At 37.4% G+C, this 17,708-nt stretch carries 19 protein-coding genes; 14 read left to right on the top strand and 5 right to left on the bottom strand.

The genetic code is table 11. The features are described from left to right. Window positions 1-66 precede the first annotated feature (66 nt). Window positions 67-1,077 carry a tryptophan--tRNA ligase gene (gene trpS, locus RV17_RS08475; protein WP_071868994.1) on the bottom strand — a complete coding sequence of 337 codons (1,011 nt, stop codon included), beginning with the start codon at window positions 1,075-1,077 and terminating at the stop codon, window positions 67-69. A gap of 254 nt (window positions 1,078-1,331) precedes the next feature. Between trpS and RV17_RS08470 the strand changes: the two genes are divergently transcribed. The 10 genes from RV17_RS08470 to RV17_RS13665 all read left to right on the top strand — a co-directional run bounded on the left by RV17_RS08470 (window position 1,332) and on the right by RV17_RS13665 (window position 9,229). Then, complete coding sequence (locus tag RV17_RS08470; protein WP_067482379.1) at window positions 1,332-2,069, top strand: amino acid ABC transporter ATP-binding protein; 738 nt, start codon at window positions 1,332-1,334, stop codon at window positions 2,067-2,069. Between the two features lie 17 nt (window positions 2,070-2,086). After that, a complete protein-coding gene (locus RV17_RS08465; protein WP_071868993.1) occupies window positions 2,087-2,902 on the top strand; it encodes a transporter substrate-binding domain-containing protein in 816 nt (271 codons plus the stop codon). A gap of 11 nt (window positions 2,903-2,913) precedes the next feature. After that, a complete protein-coding gene (locus tag RV17_RS08460; RefSeq protein WP_067482375.1) occupies window positions 2,914-3,561 on the top strand; it encodes an amino acid ABC transporter permease in 648 nt (215 codons plus the stop codon). A 14-nt stretch (window positions 3,562-3,575) separates the two neighbouring features. Then, window positions 3,576-4,232, top strand: a complete 657-nt coding sequence (locus RV17_RS08455) for an amino acid ABC transporter permease (protein ID WP_067482374.1) — start codon at window positions 3,576-3,578, stop codon at window positions 4,230-4,232. 166 nt (window positions 4,233-4,398) lie between these two features. Next, the gene (gene racE / locus RV17_RS08450) at window positions 4,399-5,211 is read left to right on the top strand and encodes a glutamate racemase (protein WP_067482372.1); all 813 of its coding nucleotides are present in this window, start codon (window positions 4,399-4,401) and stop codon (window positions 5,209-5,211) included. A gap of 3 nt (window positions 5,212-5,214) precedes the next feature. After that, window positions 5,215-6,573 (top strand): ribonuclease PH, encoded by a 1,359-nt coding sequence (gene rph, locus RV17_RS08445; RefSeq protein ID WP_067482370.1) that lies wholly within the window; start codon window positions 5,215-5,217, stop codon window positions 6,571-6,573. Continuing rightward, entirely contained in the window at window positions 6,574-7,086 is a 513-nt protein-coding gene (locus RV17_RS08440; protein WP_071868992.1) for a metallophosphoesterase, read from the top strand. It begins immediately after the preceding gene. A 111-nt stretch (window positions 7,087-7,197) separates the two neighbouring features. Then, on the top strand, window positions 7,198-7,698 hold the full coding sequence (gene cbpB, locus RV17_RS08435) for a cyclic-di-AMP-binding protein CbpB (protein WP_067482366.1): 501 nt from the start codon (window positions 7,198-7,200) through the stop codon (window positions 7,696-7,698). Window positions 7,699-7,888: 190 nt separating this feature from the next. Further along, window positions 7,889-8,467 (top strand): lytic polysaccharide monooxygenase, encoded by a 579-nt coding sequence (locus RV17_RS08430; protein WP_067482364.1) that lies wholly within the window; start codon window positions 7,889-7,891, stop codon window positions 8,465-8,467. Between the two features lie 612 nt (window positions 8,468-9,079). Then, on the top strand, window positions 9,080-9,229 hold the full coding sequence (locus RV17_RS13665) for a hypothetical protein (protein ID WP_249024359.1): 150 nt from the start codon (window positions 9,080-9,082) through the stop codon (window positions 9,227-9,229). A gap of 254 nt (window positions 9,230-9,483) precedes the next feature. On the opposite strand, the gene RV17_RS08420 is transcribed toward RV17_RS13665, so the two are convergent. After that, window positions 9,484-10,401, bottom strand: a complete 918-nt coding sequence (locus tag RV17_RS08420; protein WP_071868991.1) for a mechanosensitive ion channel family protein — start codon at window positions 10,399-10,401, stop codon at window positions 9,484-9,486. A gap of 113 nt (window positions 10,402-10,514) precedes the next feature. On the opposite strand from RV17_RS08420, the gene RV17_RS08415 reads away from it, so the two are divergent. Continuing rightward, window positions 10,515-11,567 carry a branched-chain amino acid aminotransferase gene (locus tag RV17_RS08415; RefSeq protein WP_071868990.1) on the top strand — a complete coding sequence of 351 codons (1,053 nt, stop codon included), beginning with the start codon at window positions 10,515-10,517 and terminating at the stop codon, window positions 11,565-11,567. Between the two features lie 145 nt (window positions 11,568-11,712). Here the strand turns inward: RV17_RS08415 and fabI are convergent, their stop codons facing one another. After that, complete coding sequence (gene fabI / locus RV17_RS08410) at window positions 11,713-12,468, bottom strand: enoyl-ACP reductase FabI (RefSeq protein WP_067482358.1); 756 nt, start codon at window positions 12,466-12,468, stop codon at window positions 11,713-11,715. A 240-nt stretch (window positions 12,469-12,708) separates the two neighbouring features. Between fabI and fabZ the strand changes: the two genes are divergently transcribed. Continuing rightward, window positions 12,709-13,149, top strand: a complete 441-nt coding sequence (gene fabZ, locus RV17_RS08405; RefSeq protein ID WP_067482356.1) for a 3-hydroxyacyl-ACP dehydratase FabZ — start codon at window positions 12,709-12,711, stop codon at window positions 13,147-13,149. Between the two features lie 75 nt (window positions 13,150-13,224). Here fabZ and RV17_RS08400 read toward each other — a convergent pair whose 3' ends face one another. Next, complete coding sequence (locus RV17_RS08400; protein WP_071868989.1) at window positions 13,225-13,968, bottom strand: peptidylprolyl isomerase; 744 nt, start codon at window positions 13,966-13,968, stop codon at window positions 13,225-13,227. Window positions 13,969-14,156: 188 nt separating this feature from the next. Here RV17_RS08400 and RV17_RS08395 point away from each other — a divergent pair, with 188 nt between their 5' ends. Together RV17_RS08395 and RV17_RS08390 are read left to right on the top strand one after the other, a co-directional pair. Then, a complete protein-coding gene (locus RV17_RS08395; protein WP_071868988.1) occupies window positions 14,157-15,251 on the top strand; it encodes a DUF871 domain-containing protein in 1,095 nt (364 codons plus the stop codon). A gap of 355 nt (window positions 15,252-15,606) precedes the next feature. Next, window positions 15,607-16,539, top strand: a complete 933-nt coding sequence (locus RV17_RS08390; RefSeq protein WP_071868987.1) for an alpha/beta hydrolase — start codon at window positions 15,607-15,609, stop codon at window positions 16,537-16,539. A 106-nt stretch (window positions 16,540-16,645) separates the two neighbouring features. Here RV17_RS08390 and gap read toward each other — a convergent pair whose 3' ends face one another. Then, the gene (gap, locus tag RV17_RS08385) at window positions 16,646-17,656 is read right to left on the bottom strand and encodes a type I glyceraldehyde-3-phosphate dehydrogenase (protein WP_067482348.1); all 1,011 of its coding nucleotides are present in this window, start codon (window positions 17,654-17,656) and stop codon (window positions 16,646-16,648) included. Window positions 17,657-17,708 lie beyond the last annotated feature (52 nt).

Genomic DNA, 17,708 nt, shown 5'->3' with positions numbered 1-17,708 from the left:
TTATTTAGTAAAAAGTGAGAGCCAAAATAGAAAATATTTTGGCTCTCACTTTTTTGATTTTGAAAGTTAGTTAAAATAATTGATTCCCATCGCAGATTTTACTTCTGCTAAAGTTTCTGCCGCAACTTCTTTTGCAGCTAGACTGCCTTGACGTAACATTTCCATGACAGCTGCTGGATCTTTTTCAAACGTTTCACGACGTGCACGAATTGGTGCAAATTCAGCTTCTAAAACGTCAATCAAGTAACGTTTAATTTTCACATCACCAAGTCCACCACGACGATAATGAGCTTTCATTTCTTCAATTGCTTCTTTATCTGTTCCAAAGACATCCAGATAAGTGAACACCATGTTTCCTTCTACTTGACCAGGATCTTCCACATGGATGTGGTTTGGATCGGTGTACATGCTCATGACTTTTTTCTGAACAACGTCTGCTGGGTCAGCAATGTAAATACCATTGCCCAAGGACTTACTCATTTTACCATTGCCATCAATTCCAGGTAAACGTCCCATGCCTTTTGGAGGGAAGACGCCTTTTGGTTCAACCAGAACTTGACCGTACGTATTGTTGAAACTTTGGACGATTTCTTGTGTTTGTTCCAACATTGGTTTTTGATCTTCGCCAACAGGAACTAAATTTGCTTTGAAAGCTGTGATGTCAGCAGCTTGTGAGATCGGATAAACAAAAAAACCAGTTGGAATACTTTCACCGAATTTCTTTTGTTCGATTTCTGATTTCACTGTGGGGTTTCGTTTCACGCGACCAACGCTGACTAAGTTCATGTAATACATGGCTAGCTCAGATAGCTCAGGAATTTGTGATTGGATAAATAAAATTGTTTTGGTCGGATCAAGACCAACAGCTAAGTAATCCAATGCGACTTGTAGCACATTAGATGAAACTTTTTCAGGATTTTTTGCATTATCTGTTAAAGCTTGCATGTCAGCAATCATGACAAACAATTGATTGTTTTCGTCTGCTTGCATTTCCACACGCGTTTTTAAAGAACCGACATAATGGCCAAGATGTAATCTTCCCGTTGGACGGTCTCCAGTCAATATAATATTTTTCAAAAAAGACACCTCTTTACGATTTGTAAGACTAGCACTTTATATCTTACCGTTTTTTTTTAGAAGAAACAACTATTCAAACGAAAAAACGCGGAAAGGATGCAGGGAAAAACGAAGAGCGTCAAACATTCAAAAACAGAGGATATTTGTAGAAAATAACGTAGAAACTTTACATTTCCCTTTATTATCAGATATAATATGTTTCATTAGGTATCTTTAAAAGAAATCTTACTAAATAATAATGGGAGTGTAATGATATGGCAATGATTGAATTTAAGAACGTGGAAAAGTACTATGGGAAATTCCATGCTTTGAAGAATATTAACCTCGAATTTGCGAAGGGGGAAGTAGTTGTTGTCATTGGGCCTTCAGGTTCTGGGAAAAGTACAATGCTGCGTTGCATCAATGGCTTAGAAACTATTTCTTCAGGACAACTACTGATAAATAACAAAGATTTAAGAGATAAACAGACAAAATTAACAGAAGTACGTAAAAATATCGGGATGGTTTTTCAACATTTTAATTTATATCCTAATAAAACTGTACTAGAAAACATCACACTAGCACCAATTAAAGTATTGAAGCAAGATCAAGCAACGGCAATCAAAAATGCTGAAAAGTTTTTAGATACGGTCAATATGTTAGACAAAAAAGATTCTTATCCATCCATGCTGTCTGGTGGGCAACAGCAACGTGTTGCTATTGCTAGAGGTTTAGCGATGAATCCAGAGATGCTATTATTTGATGAACCAACTTCAGCGCTGGATCCGGAAATGATTGGGGATGTGCTAGACGTTATGAAGAAGTTAGCGAGAGAGGGCATGTCAATGATCGTGGTTACACATGAAATGGGATTTGCAAAAGAAGTAGCAGATCGAGTAATCTTCATGGCTGAAGGTGAAGTGTTAGAAGACAGTCGTGACGTAAAAGGATTCTTTGACAATCCACAGGAAGAACGCGCGCAACAATTTATTAGCAAAGTAATCAACCATTAAAATTTAGGAGGAATTGTATGAAAAAGCAAAAAAGCTTTCGCTTACTCTTTCTGTTAAGTATCGTGCTACTTGCACTGGTTGGCTGTAAAAGCACAAGCGTAGCGGACGAAAATATCGCAGAAAGAGTCAAAGAAACAAATAAGATTACCTGGGGTGTCAAATATGATACTCGTTTATTTGGCATGATGGACATCAAGTCTGGTGAAGTTCAAGGTTTTGATATCGATATTGCAAAAGCTATCACCAAGAAAATACTTGGTGAAGATGGGCAAGCTGATTTTATCGAAGTAACATCGAAAACTAGGATTCCGTTGTTGAAAAATGGAAATATTGATGCAATCATCGCAACGATGACCATCACGGATGAACGAAAAAAACAAGTTGATTTTTCAGATGTTTATTTTGATGCTGGACAATCATTGCTAGTCAAAAAAGGGAGCAGTATCCAAAGCGTGACTGATTTGGATGCTTCGACAACAGTTTTGGCTGTCAAAGGTTCGACCTCAGCAGCAAATATTCGTGAACATGCACCAGATGCAAAGATTTTAGAACTAGAAAATTATGCAGAGGCGTTTACGGCACTTCAGTCAGGTCAAGGTGATGCGATGACGACTGATAATGCGATCCTTTTAGGAATGGCGGCTGAAAACCCAGCGTATACGTTAGTTGGGGGAACCTTCACCAATGAGCCTTATGGCATTGCAATCAACAAAGGGCAAGAAGAATTTTTAGGTAAGGTCAATCAAGCATTAGCAGAAATGATTGCTGATGGTACGTATGATGAAATTTATCAACGCTGGTTTCCAAATGAAACAGATGGCAAAGTTGATTAAGGAGGAGCAATATGAGTGAATTGATACAAACTTATGGAGCGACCTTTGCAGAAGGATTCAAAATTACAATTTTTTCCAGTGTTTTGGCGCTCGTAGCTAGTTTAGTTATTGGAACATTGATGGCGATTTTTCAGTTATCAAAAAATAAATTAGTCAATGGTCTGGCAAAAGCTTACGTTGAGTTTTTCCGAAATATTCCATTACTGATTATTGTCATGTTTTTCTATGTAGTTGTACCTATGTATTGGCTACAATTGAACGGTTTTCAAGCCGGAACCATTGGTTTAACGATTTATACATCCGCGTTTATTGCGGAAACGGTTCGTTCAGGAATCCAAACGGTTCCTAGTGGACAAATGGAAGCGGGGCTTTCTTCAGGTTTTACTTATTCAGAAACGATGCGCTACATCGTATTGCCTCAAGCTTTTAAAATAGTTATTCCACCGTTAGGAAATCAGTTTATCAATTTAGTGAAAAACTCATCTATTTTAGCAATGGTTGCAGGATTAGATTTGATGTATCAAGGTGACTTGATTGCCAGCGAAACATTCAATACATTTGATACCTATATTATTGTTGGTCTATTTTATTTGATTATTACGTTGCCCCTTTCTTATTTGATGGTTCATCTTGAGAAAAAATGGGCAGTTCGTTCATAGAAGGAGGAAGTTGAATGGATTTTAGTGGTGCTTTTTCATGGATGAATATCCGTTTTTTACTAGAGGGATTGAAAGTGACCGTCGAAGTTTCATTGGTCTCAATCATTTTTAGTTTTTTGATTGGTGGCTTAACTGGTGTGATCCGTTTTGCGAATATTCCTTATTTATCCAAAATTGTTGGTTTGGTGATTGATGTCATTCGAAATCTGCCATTGTTACTAATCATTTTCTTCACGTATTTTGCTTTACCCCAAGTGGGAATCCAAATGAATATCTTTTGGTCAGCAGTTGCTGCGTTGACGATTTTTGAATCAGCAATGCTCTCAGAAATATTCCGCGCAGGTTTGAATGCCGTGCCAAAAGGACAAATGGAAGCAGGGCTATCAACTGGATTGACTTATGTTGAAACGATGCGGACGATAGTCATGCCTCAAGCATTTAAATCAATGATTCCCGCAATTGTCAGTCAATTGATTTCATTAATTAAAGATACGTCATTAGCCGTAATTATTTCTTTACCAGAGTTGACGCACCAAGCGCGAATCATTTATGGGCAAAATACGAATTATGTTTTACCGATGTTTGTAGCAATGACGTTGATGTACTTTGTCATTTGTTACGCACTCTCATTATTATCGGGCTTTTTGGAGCGACGAAAATATAGTTATTAAAAAAAACCTCAAATTCTTTGTTGAAAAATGAACAAAGGGTTGAGGTTTTTTCTTTGTAAAAGAAGAGTGATAAGCAAGCTTTGTAAGAAGTTCAAGACTTGAAAAATTGTACCAAAAAGTCCACAATAGACAGATAGAATGAAATCAAAAAAAAGGATGGGTTCCATTGTCAGATAATCGCCCAATAGGTTTTATTGATTCAGGTGTTGGCGGCCTTACAGTTGTCAAAGAAGCACTGAAACAATTGCCAAATGAAAATATTTTATATGTAGGAGATACTGCGCGTTGTCCATATGGTCCGCGACCTGCAGAACAAGTGATTCAATTTACTTGGGAAATGACTAACTATTTGGTCGATCAAGGAATCAAAATGCTTGTGATCGCTTGTAACACTGCAACTTCAGTGGCTCTAGAAGAAATCAAAGCGACATTGCCTATTCCTGTGATTGGAGTTATCCTTCCGGGAACGCGTGCTGCTTTAAAAGCAACGAAAAATCAACAAGTAGGAGTGATTGCAACATTAGGTACGGTTAAAAGTGGTGCCTATGAATCAGCACTCAAAGAAAAAGCACCGGAATTGACCGTTAGTAGCTTACCTTGTCCAAAGTTTGTTTCAGTGGTGGAAAGTAATGAGTATCATTCCTCTGTTGCAAAGAAAATCGTAGCAGAAACTTTAGCACCACTGCTAACCAAAAAGTTAGATACACTTATTTTGGGTTGTACTCACTATCCATTGTTACGCCCAATCATTCAAAATGTAATGGGAGAAAGTGTGACTTTGATCGACTCAGGTGCAGAGACTGTTGGAGAAGTTTCTATGTTACTCGATTATTTTGAAATCAGTAACGCGCCCGTTCCAGGACGAACAATCAGCAAGTTTTACACAACAGGTTCACCTAAATTGTTTAAAGAAATTGCCCAAGACTGGTTACCGCTTGATGAGTTAGAAGTGGAACATATCGAATTAGGAGGAAAATAGCGCATGCGTCATGATGGAAGAAAAGCACAAGAATTAAGAAAAATTGATATTCGTACCAATGTATTCAAACACCCCGAAGGATCAGTGGTCATCAGTTTTGGTGACACAGAAGTGATTTGTTCTGCGACAATTGAAGCTTCTGTTCCGCCGTTTTTGCGAGGAACTGGTACAGGTTGGGTCACTGCGGAATACAGCATGCTTCCTCGAGCAACAAATACTAGAAATCGTCGTGAAAGCAGTAAAGGAAAATTAACTGGTCGAACGATGGAAATCCAACGATTAATTGGCCGCTCTTTGCGCGCAGTCGTCGATTTGGAAAAATTAGGTGAAAGAAGCATCATCGTTGATTGTGATGTAGTTCAAGCTGACGGCGGAACACGCACAGCAAGTATTACAGGTGCTTTTGTCGCTTTAACATTAGCGGTTGAGAAACTGGTCAGAGAAAAAGAAGTGACAGAAGATCCCTTGAAAGAACACTTGGCTGCCATTAGTGTGGGAATCTTGCCTGATGGTCAATGCGTAGCAGATTTAGATTACGAAGAAGATTCTGCAGCGTTGGTTGATATGAATCTAGTAATGACTGAATCTGGCAAATTTGTGGAAATTCAAGGAACGGGTGAAGAGGCAACTTTTGATGGTGAACAATTAAATGACATGCTTTTTTATGGGAAATCAGCAATCGAACAGCTGATTGCAGAGCAAAAGCATGCGTTGTTGACTGAACTTTCAACTGAAGCAAGTCAAGCGCCAGAAGTAGCAAAAACAATCGTCATTGCAACAAAAAATCCCGGAAAAGCGGAAGAATTCCGCCAAATGTTTGGCAAAGAAGGATATGCAGTCAAAACCTTGTTTGACTATCCTGAAATACCAGATGTAGAAGAAACAGGGAAAACCTTTGAAGAAAATGCTCGCTTAAAAGCTGAAACAATTGCACAGATTTTAAAGCAGCCTGTATTAGCAGATGATTCTGGTTTGAAAGTCGATGCATTAGGTGGGATGCCAGGTGTTTATTCCGCACGTTTTGCAGGAGAACCAAAAAGTGATGCAGGAAACAATGCAAAATTATTGCATGAGTTAACAGATGTCCCCAATGAACAACGAACAGCACAATTTCATTGCACATTAGTCTTTGCAGCACCTGATAAAGATAGTTTGGTGGTGGAAGCAGAGTGGCCCGGGAAAATTGCTAGAATTCCTGAGGGAGAAAATGGATTTGGTTATGATCCGTTGTTCATTCCAGACGGTTCAACGCAAACAGCTGCGGAAATGTCTAGCGAGGAAAAAAATCAAGTAAGTCATCGCGGACAAGCAATGAAAAAATTGAGCCAAAAATGGCAACAGTGGTTGGAAGGAGCAAAATAAATGCGCTATTTAGTTGTAAGTGATAATCATGGTGACCGTGATATTTTGGTGGATTTAGTCAAACGCTATCGTTCAAAAGTTGACTTTTTCTTTCATTGTGGAGATTCAGAATTACCTGCAGACGATTCATTGTGGGAAAATTTTCAGGTTGTCCAAGGAAACTGTGATTACGGTCCAGGGTTTGAAGCAAAGAAGGTCATCAATACTGGTCGTGACACCATTTATCTTACCCATGGACATCTGTCGAACGTTCGTTTTGATTTGACTCAGTTAGCTCTAGAAGCTCAATCAGTAGAAGCCAATATGGCATTTTTTGGTCACACACATCAGATTGGTTGTGAGGTGGAAAATGACATTTTATTTTTAAATCCCGGTAGTATTTCACAACCACGCGGACCCATTCAAATTCCATCGTATGCAATCATTGAAAGTTTAGCCGATGAGATCAATGTGCACTATTATAATCGCGCACATCAACCAGTAGAAGAATTAGTTTTTCACTTTTCTCGCTGATTTTATGGATTAATTTCTAATTTTTGCTAAAAATTCATCATTTCTTTATGGATTTTGCATCCGGTTTCGGTAAAATAAAGTTGTTGAACAAATAAGAATGGAGGCCACTCGATGATTGGACCTGTAGTAAGAGAACTGCTGTTGGAAAATCAAGACACATTTTTGATTCCTGCAGAAAACGTAGCAAATGTTCTTTATCAACACCCGCTTTCTCATGGCTTACTTGTTTTGTCGAAAGTCGGATATTCAAAAATTCCTGTTTTGGACAAAAACGATCGCTTTGTCGGATTGATTAGTTTATCTGATGTAGTGAATAAAATGTTGGATTTGCAAAATATCAGCATGGAACCATTAGAGGGCTTGACGGTCGCAGATGTGATGGAAGTTGGCGTTACGACAGTTGACGAAAACTGGGAGCTAGAAGATGTGTTGCATTTGTTAGTTAATTCACCTTTTCTACCCGTTGTCACAGAAGAAAAAGTTTTTAAAGGAATCATCACTCGAAAAGAACTATTAAAAGCGGTGAATTTCATGGTCCATGAATTAGAGAGACGAAATATTTTGACTTCTAAAACTGAAGGACTAAAAGAAACGATCAATCTGTTAAATTAAAAAAACAATCATTTTATTTTATTGGTTATTTTAAATGTGAAATGGTTGATTGAAGGCAGACAGGACAAAGGTTTTTGTCACTGTCTGTTTTTTTGTTGTGCAACTTAATAACCAAACTGCCAAGCATATTTATTTCCAAAACAAAAGTAAGCGGTTACAATGTAACTATCAAATCAGAGGAGATTCATTTATGAAAAAGCTTGGTAAAGTTTTATTGTTGGTTTTGGTCGGGATTGGATTATTCGGTTTTAGTCTTCCTGGGTTTGCACATGGCTATGTGACACAACCTGGTAGTCGTGCCTATTTTGGAACAGCAGCTGCGGGGAACTTGAATCAAAACGTTGGTCGTGCACAGTGGGAACCACAAAGTATTGAAGCATTGAAAAATACATTTATCGACGGAAAAATCGCAAGTGCTGGTGTGACAGGTTTTGAGCCTTTAGATGAACAAACAGCGACTCGTTGGCATAAGAGTCAAATCAATACAGGTTCATTAAATGTTTCTTGGACATTAACTGCACAGCATCGAACAAGTACTTGGGATTATTACATGACTAAACCAGGTTGGAATCCTAATCAGCCATTAAAATTTAGCGATTTCGAACAAATTGGTCAAGTAAATGACAATGCGACAGTACCACCAAAATTGGTTAATCATACTATCTCTGTTCCACAAAACCGCAATGGTTATCACCTTATTCTAGCCGTTTGGAATATTAGTGATACAGTAAATGCTTTCTATCAAGTCATGGACGTAAATGTTCAATAAAAAATGAATACAAAAAGAGATTACAAATTGTGCCTGATTTCAAAGTCTAGCTTTGGAGGGATGGTACATAAGTTATCATTTCTTTTTATCATTTAAGAGTCCGAAACTTTTCTGTTTTTGACTCTTTTTTTGGTATACTTGTATTTGGTTGATATCAAAAAATATGAAGCTATTAACTATAAAAAATAATTTTAACTGTAGTAATCAATGAAGAAAAATAATTTTTACTAGTATTGTTAATCAAGAGATATTAACTATTAGCTAGAGAAGGGAAAAATAGTTGTTAGACTTTTCAGATTTACTTATAAAGCACCAAGACTCGTTTATCTATGTTGATAATCGAAAAAGAACAAGCGATATTTTGAAACAACTTGTTGATCTGGAAGAAAAACCAATTGATTTTCTTCCGCAAAAACGGATTGAATGATTAGAAAACAATATCATTCATTCAATCCACTTTGATAAATCAAAAGGCGTTTCACTCAAACTTTTCTTTGTAATAGACAATGAAAAAGTAGAAACTATTATCAGCACCCATACTTTATTCAAAGTGTGACAGATCCTTTCCTACAAGATAAGCGAATATATATTTTTCTTGATGAATCAGTTGGTATGGTTGAAACAAATAGTTCTCTGCTAGGATTTGATGCTAAAATTCTTTCTGGTATTTCACCGAAAAGTGTTGAAAAAAAAGACAGCTATTTTATGGATTATATTTCAGCATTTGAACTAAGAGCCGAAATAAATAAAAATGTAAACTGATTGTTGAATGAAGCTGTTACACGAAGTATGTGTCACATTCGATGTATGGAGAAATCATAGAAAAAAGGAGAAAAAGAGTAGCTACTCTTTTTCTCCTTTTTTCTATTGCTACACGGATAGTATTTACTCGTGTAGCAACAAATAGTTCTTGCATTCATTTTCTAAAAACTAAATGAAATAAAACGAGCTTTTTATTCAATACACAAATGAATTTGGCATTCTTTTATGGATGACAGGAGCCCATTTGTTAATGTTTAACCCACCGTTCCGACTGGCGTATTCGGAATCGTAAATCCAGCTGTCGTCAATGCTTGAACATATGCACTAAGAAATTCCTCTTTTAAGACATATTGTTTGCCGTTTAGTGCGTAACAAATTGTTCGAATCGCAAAGTTACTATTACCTAAATCAACAAGTCCGAAAATCGTTGGTTCAGTTTGCAACTCATTTTGATATTTTTCTGCCAGCTGTTGATTGACTTGTTGAATGACAGCTTGAATTTTATCATAACCTTCTTCAGGGACGATTCGGATATCTAAACGAACTAACATATTTGCCCGTGATAAATTACTAATCGTGGTGATATTTCGATTGGGAATATAGTGAACAGTTCCATCTGTTGCTTTTAACTGTAACGTACGAATCCCCACGGAAACAACAGTGCCTTCAATGGACAAATTTGCTAACTGGATATAATCACCAACATCCATTTGCTGCTCCATGATGATAAAAAAACCGGTAATCATATCATTCATGAAGCCTTGTGCACCTAAACCAATGGCAACCCCGGCGATTCCGGCACCCGCCAATAAGGAACCAATCGGCACACCGATGACGGACAACAACGCATAGATAAAGAAGAAGCCAAGTGTATAATGGAAAATTGTATGAAGTAAACTGTGGAGAGTTTTTAAACGACTCTCGTTCAAACTGGCTTTTTTGGAATATTGGCTAAATGACTTATCAAGTAAGTATTTTCCAATTTTGCTCAAAACACTAAAAAGAATTACTAGAAAAATCAGATAAAGTGTTTTTTCGATAAACGTTGCAAGGATCGCGTCCCAATCAATCTCATTCCAAAATCGTTGGAAAGCATTTACTTGCTGGACAGCTTGGTCGGTAATTGTTTCACTTGATGATGTTTTTGTTTCTGTTATTTGTGCTAAATACATAGAATCCTCTTTTCTTTCACTCGTTCTTTGTAACATTGTATCAAGAAGTAGAAAAAAAGAAAATGGAAGAGAAAAAGTGTTTTTCAAAATAAAAATGACAAACAACTAAGCGAATGGTAAAATATGGAGAAAAACATGAAGGGGACACGAATATGCAAATAGATTGGAATAATCTTGGGTTTTCATATATCAAAACACCTTGGCGCTACATTGCTAAATGGAAAGATGGAGAATGGAGCAAAGGTGAGTTAACAGAAGATAATTACTTAACGATTCACGAAGGATCACCTGCGTTACATTACGGGCAACAATGTTTTGAAGGATTAAAAGCGTATCGTCGAAAAGATGGAAAAATCAATCTATTTCGTCCTGAACAAAATAGTCGCCGAATGAACCAAAGTGCACGTCGTTTATTGATGCCAATGGTTCCGGAAGAAATGTTTGTGGATGCAGTCAAGGAAGTTGTCAAAGCGAACGAGGAATTCGTACCACCTTATGGGACAGGTGCAACGTTATACCTGCGACCTTTATTGATTGGTGTAGGAGAAAATATTGGTGTGCACCCAGCACCAGAATATTTATTTGTTGTCTTCTGTACGCCTGTTGGTGCTTATTTCAAAGGTGGATTAAAACCAACGAACTTTATCGTTTCCGATTACGATCGTGCTGCACCAAAAGGAACAGGAGCAGCTAAAGTGGGCGGGAACTATGCAGCTAGCTTATTACCTGGAACACAAGCACATGAATTAGACTATTCTGATTGTGTGTACTTAGATCCAGCGACGCATACAAAAATTGAAGAAGTTGGCGCGGCGAATTTCTTTGGAATTACAAAAGATGGAAAATTCATCACACCACAATCACCATCTATTTTACCAAGTATCACCAAATATTCGTTGCTGCAGCTTGCTGAAGAACGTTTAGGGATGGATGCCATCGAAGGAGACGTCTTCATTGACAAGCTTGATGAATTTGCAGAAGCAGGTGCGTGTGGGACTGCGGCAGTTATTTCACCAATTGGCGGAATCTATCATGATAATCAACTCCATGTTTTCTACAGTGAAACTGAAGTGGGGCCTGTAACTAAACGTTTATATGACGAATTAACTGGCATTCAATTTGGTGACGTAGAAGCACCTGAGGGTTGGATCCAAGTAGTGGACTAGCACAAAGAAAAATACAAAGAAGCTGGAGAGTTATTTTCCAGCTTCTTTTGTTGTTACTCAATCAAATAGTAGGTGAAAAAAAGCGGGTGACGCATCAGCGCCAACCGCTTTTTTATCAGTTGTTTCTAAATAATGCTAACGATTTTTATGATAAGTGAACACCTTTGTCCACATAAACGATATCACCAATCATACCGCTTGAAAGTGGACTAATCAAGAACGCGCAAGCATTGCCGACTTCTTCAATTGTGACACCTTGTTGATCTGGTGTACGTGATTCAGATAGTTGAATTAGTTTTTGGTAATCTTTGACGCCTGTCACAGCTAAAGTTTTAATTGCACCAGCAGAAATTCCGTTGACACGGATACCTTTTGGTGAAAGTTCTGCAGCCAAGTAACGAATGGCTGCTTCAAGTGATGCTTTAGCGATTCCCATCATGTTGTAGTTTGGAATTGCACGTTCAGATCCAAGATAAGACATGCTGACGATTCCGCTGTTTTGTGCTAAATATTTTTGCGCATATTTTGTGACAGCGATTAGGGAATAGCTACTGATATCTTGTGCTAATTGATAACCATCTCTGGAGATATCTGAAACATTTCCTGATAATTCTTCTTTATTTGCATAAGCGATTGCGTGAACAAGTCCGTGAATCTCACCAGCGTAAGCGCCGATAGCGTCCATTGCTTGCTCGATACTCTCGTCACTAGCGACATCACACTCGACAGTAAAAGCATCTTCACCAACTAATTTTAGTAAAGATTTTTTCATGCGTTCATTTTGATAAGTATAGATGATTTCTGCTCCTTGTTTTTGCATAGCTTCGGCACAGCCCCACGCAATACTCTTTTTGTTTGCGACGCCCATAATGACGATTTTTTTTCCTTTTAAAAATGACATATTGACTCTCCTTTGTTTCGCGAAAAATTTCGTTGTCTAGTAAAAAAATAAAATAAAAAGATAAGTGCTTAAAAGAAAATAACTTCCTTGATTTCTTATTATTAGGCAAAATGCTTTGATTGTCAAACTATTTTTTTGATATTAAAAAAAAGATTGCTAAATAATTAGGAATATGATACTTTGATAATCAAAGTAATAAATGAATTGGCATTTGCCTGAAATGAAAGAAGGAGCATATATATGTCTTATGTTTTATCTGCTACAGAAGTTATGGATTTGATTCCTAATCGTTACCCGATTTGTTATATTGATTACGTGGACACATTAGAGCCAGGAAAGAAGATCGTTGCGACGAAAAATGTCACAATCAATGAAGATTTTTTCCAAGGTCATTTTCCAGATAATCCAGTGATGCCGGGAGCCTTGATTTTAGAAACTTTGGCGCAAGCTGGTTCAATTTTAATTTTGAAATCAGAAGAATTTCTAGGGAAACGTGCCTACATTGGGGGAATCAATAAAGCAAAATTCCGTCAAAAAGTTGTACCAGGTGATGTAATGAAGTGTCACTTTGAAATCACAAAATTAAAGGGAGCTGTGGGTACTGCACTTTCAGCTGCATACGTTGATGACAAAAAAGTTTGCGAATGTGAATTTACTTTTATCGTAAACCAAGATGCTTAATACTTAATTTTTTAATTTAGGCAAAGCAAAAGAGGAGAAGACTTATCAGAAAAGTCTTCTCCTCTTTTTAATGATTTATTTTGTTTCAGCTTCTTGTAAAACTTTGATACTTTCGATTTTTACGTCAGTTGTTGGTTTGTCATTGCTGTCAGTTTCAACTTGCGCGATTTTATCAACGACGTCCATTCCTTCGATTACTTGTCCGAAGACGGTATATTGGCCATCTAAACTTGGATAACCACCATTTTTATACGCATCGATAATTGCGCGAGGGTAATCCTCTTTTAGTAAGCCGTCGTGTACGTCATCAGAATTTTGAACGATAAAGAATTGGCTACCATTACTGTTTGGATCTTGTGAACGTGCCATTGAAAGTGCACCACGAATATTGTACAACTGATTCGAAACTTCTGTTTCAAATCCTTCTCCCCAAATACTTTCACCACCAGTGCCATCACCTTTTGGATCGCCACCTTGAATCATGAAGTCTTTGATCACTCGATGGAAAGTTAAGCCATCATAGTAACCATCTTTGGCGTGCGTCATAAAATTTTCAACTGCTTTTGGTGCTAATTCAGGGAACAATTTGATTTTGATTGTTCCTTCACTAGTGGTCATTTCGACTAATGATTCATTTGCAGCAACTTCGTTCGTTAATTGGGGTAATTCCAAAGCGTTGAGGTCAACGCTACTTTCAGTCGTGCTTTCTGCAGTACTTGCTTTCGTGCTTGAAGTAGTTGTTTGATTGGTTGAACAGCCTGCAACAACGAGTAGAGCTGCAGCCAGTCCAAGAGTTAACATTAATTTTTTCTTTTTCATATCTGGATCCTTTCTTCTTTAAAAATAGTCTACATTTATGATAGCAAACTCTTGAACAAAAACCTAATGAAAATTAGCAAGCGATTTTTCTTTTTGAAAGCCTTGGTAAAAGGTGTAGACCATTTGTATCATGTTTGTTATAATGTAAGTGGATACAAAAAAGCAAACCGCTAGGAGGCAATAGGATTATGGGAAAACTTGGAGTTTCGATTTACCCAGAACGCTCAACATTTGAAAAGGATAAAGCATATTTAGATTTAGCACATAAATATGGATTTAAACGTGTGTTTACAAGCTTGCTACAAGTGAATGATAACAAAGAGCAAGTATTAGCCGAATTTACAAAAGTAGTCGACTATGCGAATAGCTTAGGAATGGAAGTAATGGTAGATATCAATCCTGCCTTATTTGAACAACTTGAGATTTCTTATGATGATTTATCATTCTTTGATGAAATGGGCGCTTATGGCGTACGTTTAGATATTGGTTTTACGGGTGCAGAAGAAGCGAAGATGACACGTAACCCATATGGAATCAAAATTGAAATCAATATGAGTTCTGGAACAAACTACGTGGATAACATCATGAGTTATTCACCAAACACAAATAATTTATTGGGATCTCATAACTTTTACCCACATCGCTATTCTGGTTTGAGTTACGATCACTTTGTTTATTGTTCAGAAAAATTCAGAAAATATAATTTGAATACGATGGCATTTGTGAATTCACAAGTTGCCGCTTTTGGTCCATGGCCAACACAAGATGGGTTGTGTTCATTAGAAGACCATCGTGATTTAGAAATTTCAACGCAAGTAAAACATTTGATGTTAACTGGCTTGATTGATGATATTTCTGTTGGGAACGCTTATGCAAGTGAGGAAGAATTAAAAGCAATGGCAGAAGCTTTCAATGCAGATTATCCAACATTAAAAGTTGATGTAGAAGAAGGCATTACCGAAGACGAACGTATTTGCTTGTTTGATAACTTACACAGCTATCGAGGAGATCGTTCAGAATATATTTTACGTTCGACAATGACTCGTGTTTATTACAAAGATAAACCTTTCCCAGCTCATAATACTCGTGACATGGCTCACGGAGATGTTTTGATTGATAATGCTGGCTACGGTCAGTACAAAGGTGAAACACAAATTGCTTTGAAAGAAATGAAAAATGACGGTCGTGTAAATGTAGTCGGCCGAATTTCAGCAGATGAATTATTCTTGCTTGATTTCTTGAAACCTTGGTCAAGCTTTAAATTGATTGAAAATGTGAAGTAAGGTTGTGGCACCAAGCGATTAGCTCCGAAAAGATAGCGAGCAGACACTCAAAATAGCATTTCATATTTTGAAGTGATTGTGAGCTATGTCGAGGAGTTGCTTGGGGAACACCGTGAATAAGGTTGTGGTTCCAAGCGGTCAACTTCAAGCAATAAATTAAAAGAGGCAAGTAAGCTTTCAAAAATAGCTTTTTACCATCAAGTACTTCAAAAAGGATCAGGACACGTAAATGTCTTGGTCCTTTTTATTTATCGAATCAATTTGCATCAAACAAAAACATTGATTATACTTAGGATTAAATTTATTCGTTCAGTGATTTATTTTTAATTTAAGTGATAGGAGAAAAGTGGAGAACATGAAACTTTGGGTGAAAATTAGTATTGGCGTGATCCTGATAGTAACGATTGGGTTAGGTTTTGCAGCAAATTATTTTTATAATTATGCAATCGTTCCAGCGCCAAAAGACTTTATTGGCGAAGATACACCTGGTACTACAAAAACGGCAGAAGAAACTGCAACGCAAACGTGGTTCAAAGCAAAAGAAAATCGTACGCATTGGACGATCGAATCAGATGATCAACTAAAACTTTCTGCGATTTATCTGCCTGCAGCAAAACCAAGTAGCCAGACAGTGATTGCGGCGCACGGCTATATGGGCGATGCTGAAACGATGGCAAACTATGCTAAAATTTTCCATGATTTAGGCTACAATGTCTTACTCCCAGATGCACGAGGACATGGAAAAAGTGAAGGAAATTATATTGGATTTGGCTGGCCAGAAAGAAAGGACTATGTAAAGTGGATCAACAAAGTTCTTGAAACAAATGGAAAACAAGAAGAAATTGCTCTTTATGGAATCAGCATGGGTGGTGCAACGGTGATGATGACCAGTGGAGAGCAGCTTCCTAAAAATGTGAAAGCAATCATTGAGGATTGTGGCTATTCTTCTGTAAATGAAGAACTTTCATACCAACTAGCAGACATGTTTAATCTACCGGCATTTCCATTGATGCCTGCGACTAGTTTAATGACGAAAGTCCGAGCAGGTTATTCTTTTAATGAAGCAAGTGCAGTCAAACAATTGAAGAAAAACCAAACGCCAATGCTCTTTATTCATGGTGATGAAGATACGTTTGTTCCGTTTGAAATGTTAAATGAAGTCTATGAAGCGACCAATGTTCCAAAAGAAAAATATATCGTAAAAGGGGCGGAGCATGCTAAGGCATATGCTATTGACCCAGAAAAATATCAGCAAGTAGTAAAAGATTTCCTAGTGAAGTATTTTTAAGTATGTGATGATGAATCAAGTGGTTCAGTGTAATAACTATAAAAAGAGCCGAGACACCTGTCTCAGCTCTTTTTAGTATGGTAAGAAATTTTGATTGGAAAATTTCTTATAAGTTAGCAAATTTTTCTAATAAACGAATCATTTGGCAAGTGAAGCCATATTCGTTATCGTACCAAGCAACAGTTTTAACAAGTTGGTAATCACCAGCTGAAGTTACTTCTGTTTGTGTTGGGTCGAAGATTGAACCTTGAGTTGTTCCGATTACATCACCAGAAACGATTTCGCGGTCATCATAACCAAATGATGGGTTGTCAATTGTATGTTTTTTAATTGCTTCATTGACTTCATCAGCAGTTACTTTTGTTTTTAAGATTGATACTAATTCTGTTAATGAACCATCAACAACAGGGACACGTTGAGCATGACCTTGTAATTTGCCGTTCAATTCAGGAATAACTAAACCGATTGCTTTTGCAGCACCAGTTGAGTGAGGAATTGTGTTGTCAGCAGCAGAGCGAGCAGCACGCAAGTTTCCACCTTTTACTGGTCCATCTAATAACATTTGTGTTGAAGTATAAGCATGGACAGTTGTCATTGTACCAACTTCGATACCAAATTCGTTATTTAAGAAATAAGCCATTGGTGCCAAGCAGTTAGTTGTACATGATCCAGCAGAGATGATTTTATCACTTGCGTCTAAAGTGTCATCATTTACGTTATAAACGATTGTTTTCATTGCGCCAGCTGGGGCAGAGATCACAACGCGTTTAACGCCTGCGTTCAAGTGAGCTTGTGCTTTTTCTTCTGAAGTATAAAAACCAGTACATTCTAGTACGATGTCTACTCCGTTTTCTTTTACCCAAGGGATTTTACTTGCATCAGGTTCAGCATAAACACGAGTTGCTTCCCCATCAACCACGATTGAGTCTTCTGTAGCAGTAACTGTTCCAGGATAAGTACCATGTGTTGAATCGAATTGTAATAATTGTGCTAACATAGTTGGACTTGTTAAGTCGTTGATTGCAACTACTTCGATGTCATCAGATACTTCTTTGATACGACGATACGCTAAGCGTCCAATACGTCCGAATCCATTAATACCTACTTTTACTGTCATAATCAAAAGTTCCTCCTTTAATTTAAGGGCTGTGAAAGTGCCGCAACCTCTC

The sequence above is a fragment of the Enterococcus thailandicus genome (assembly GCF_001886265.1).
Taxonomy (GTDB): domain Bacteria; phylum Bacillota; class Bacilli; order Lactobacillales; family Enterococcaceae; genus Enterococcus_B; species Enterococcus_B thailandicus.
This window is presented reverse-complemented; position numbering and strand designations above follow the sequence as displayed.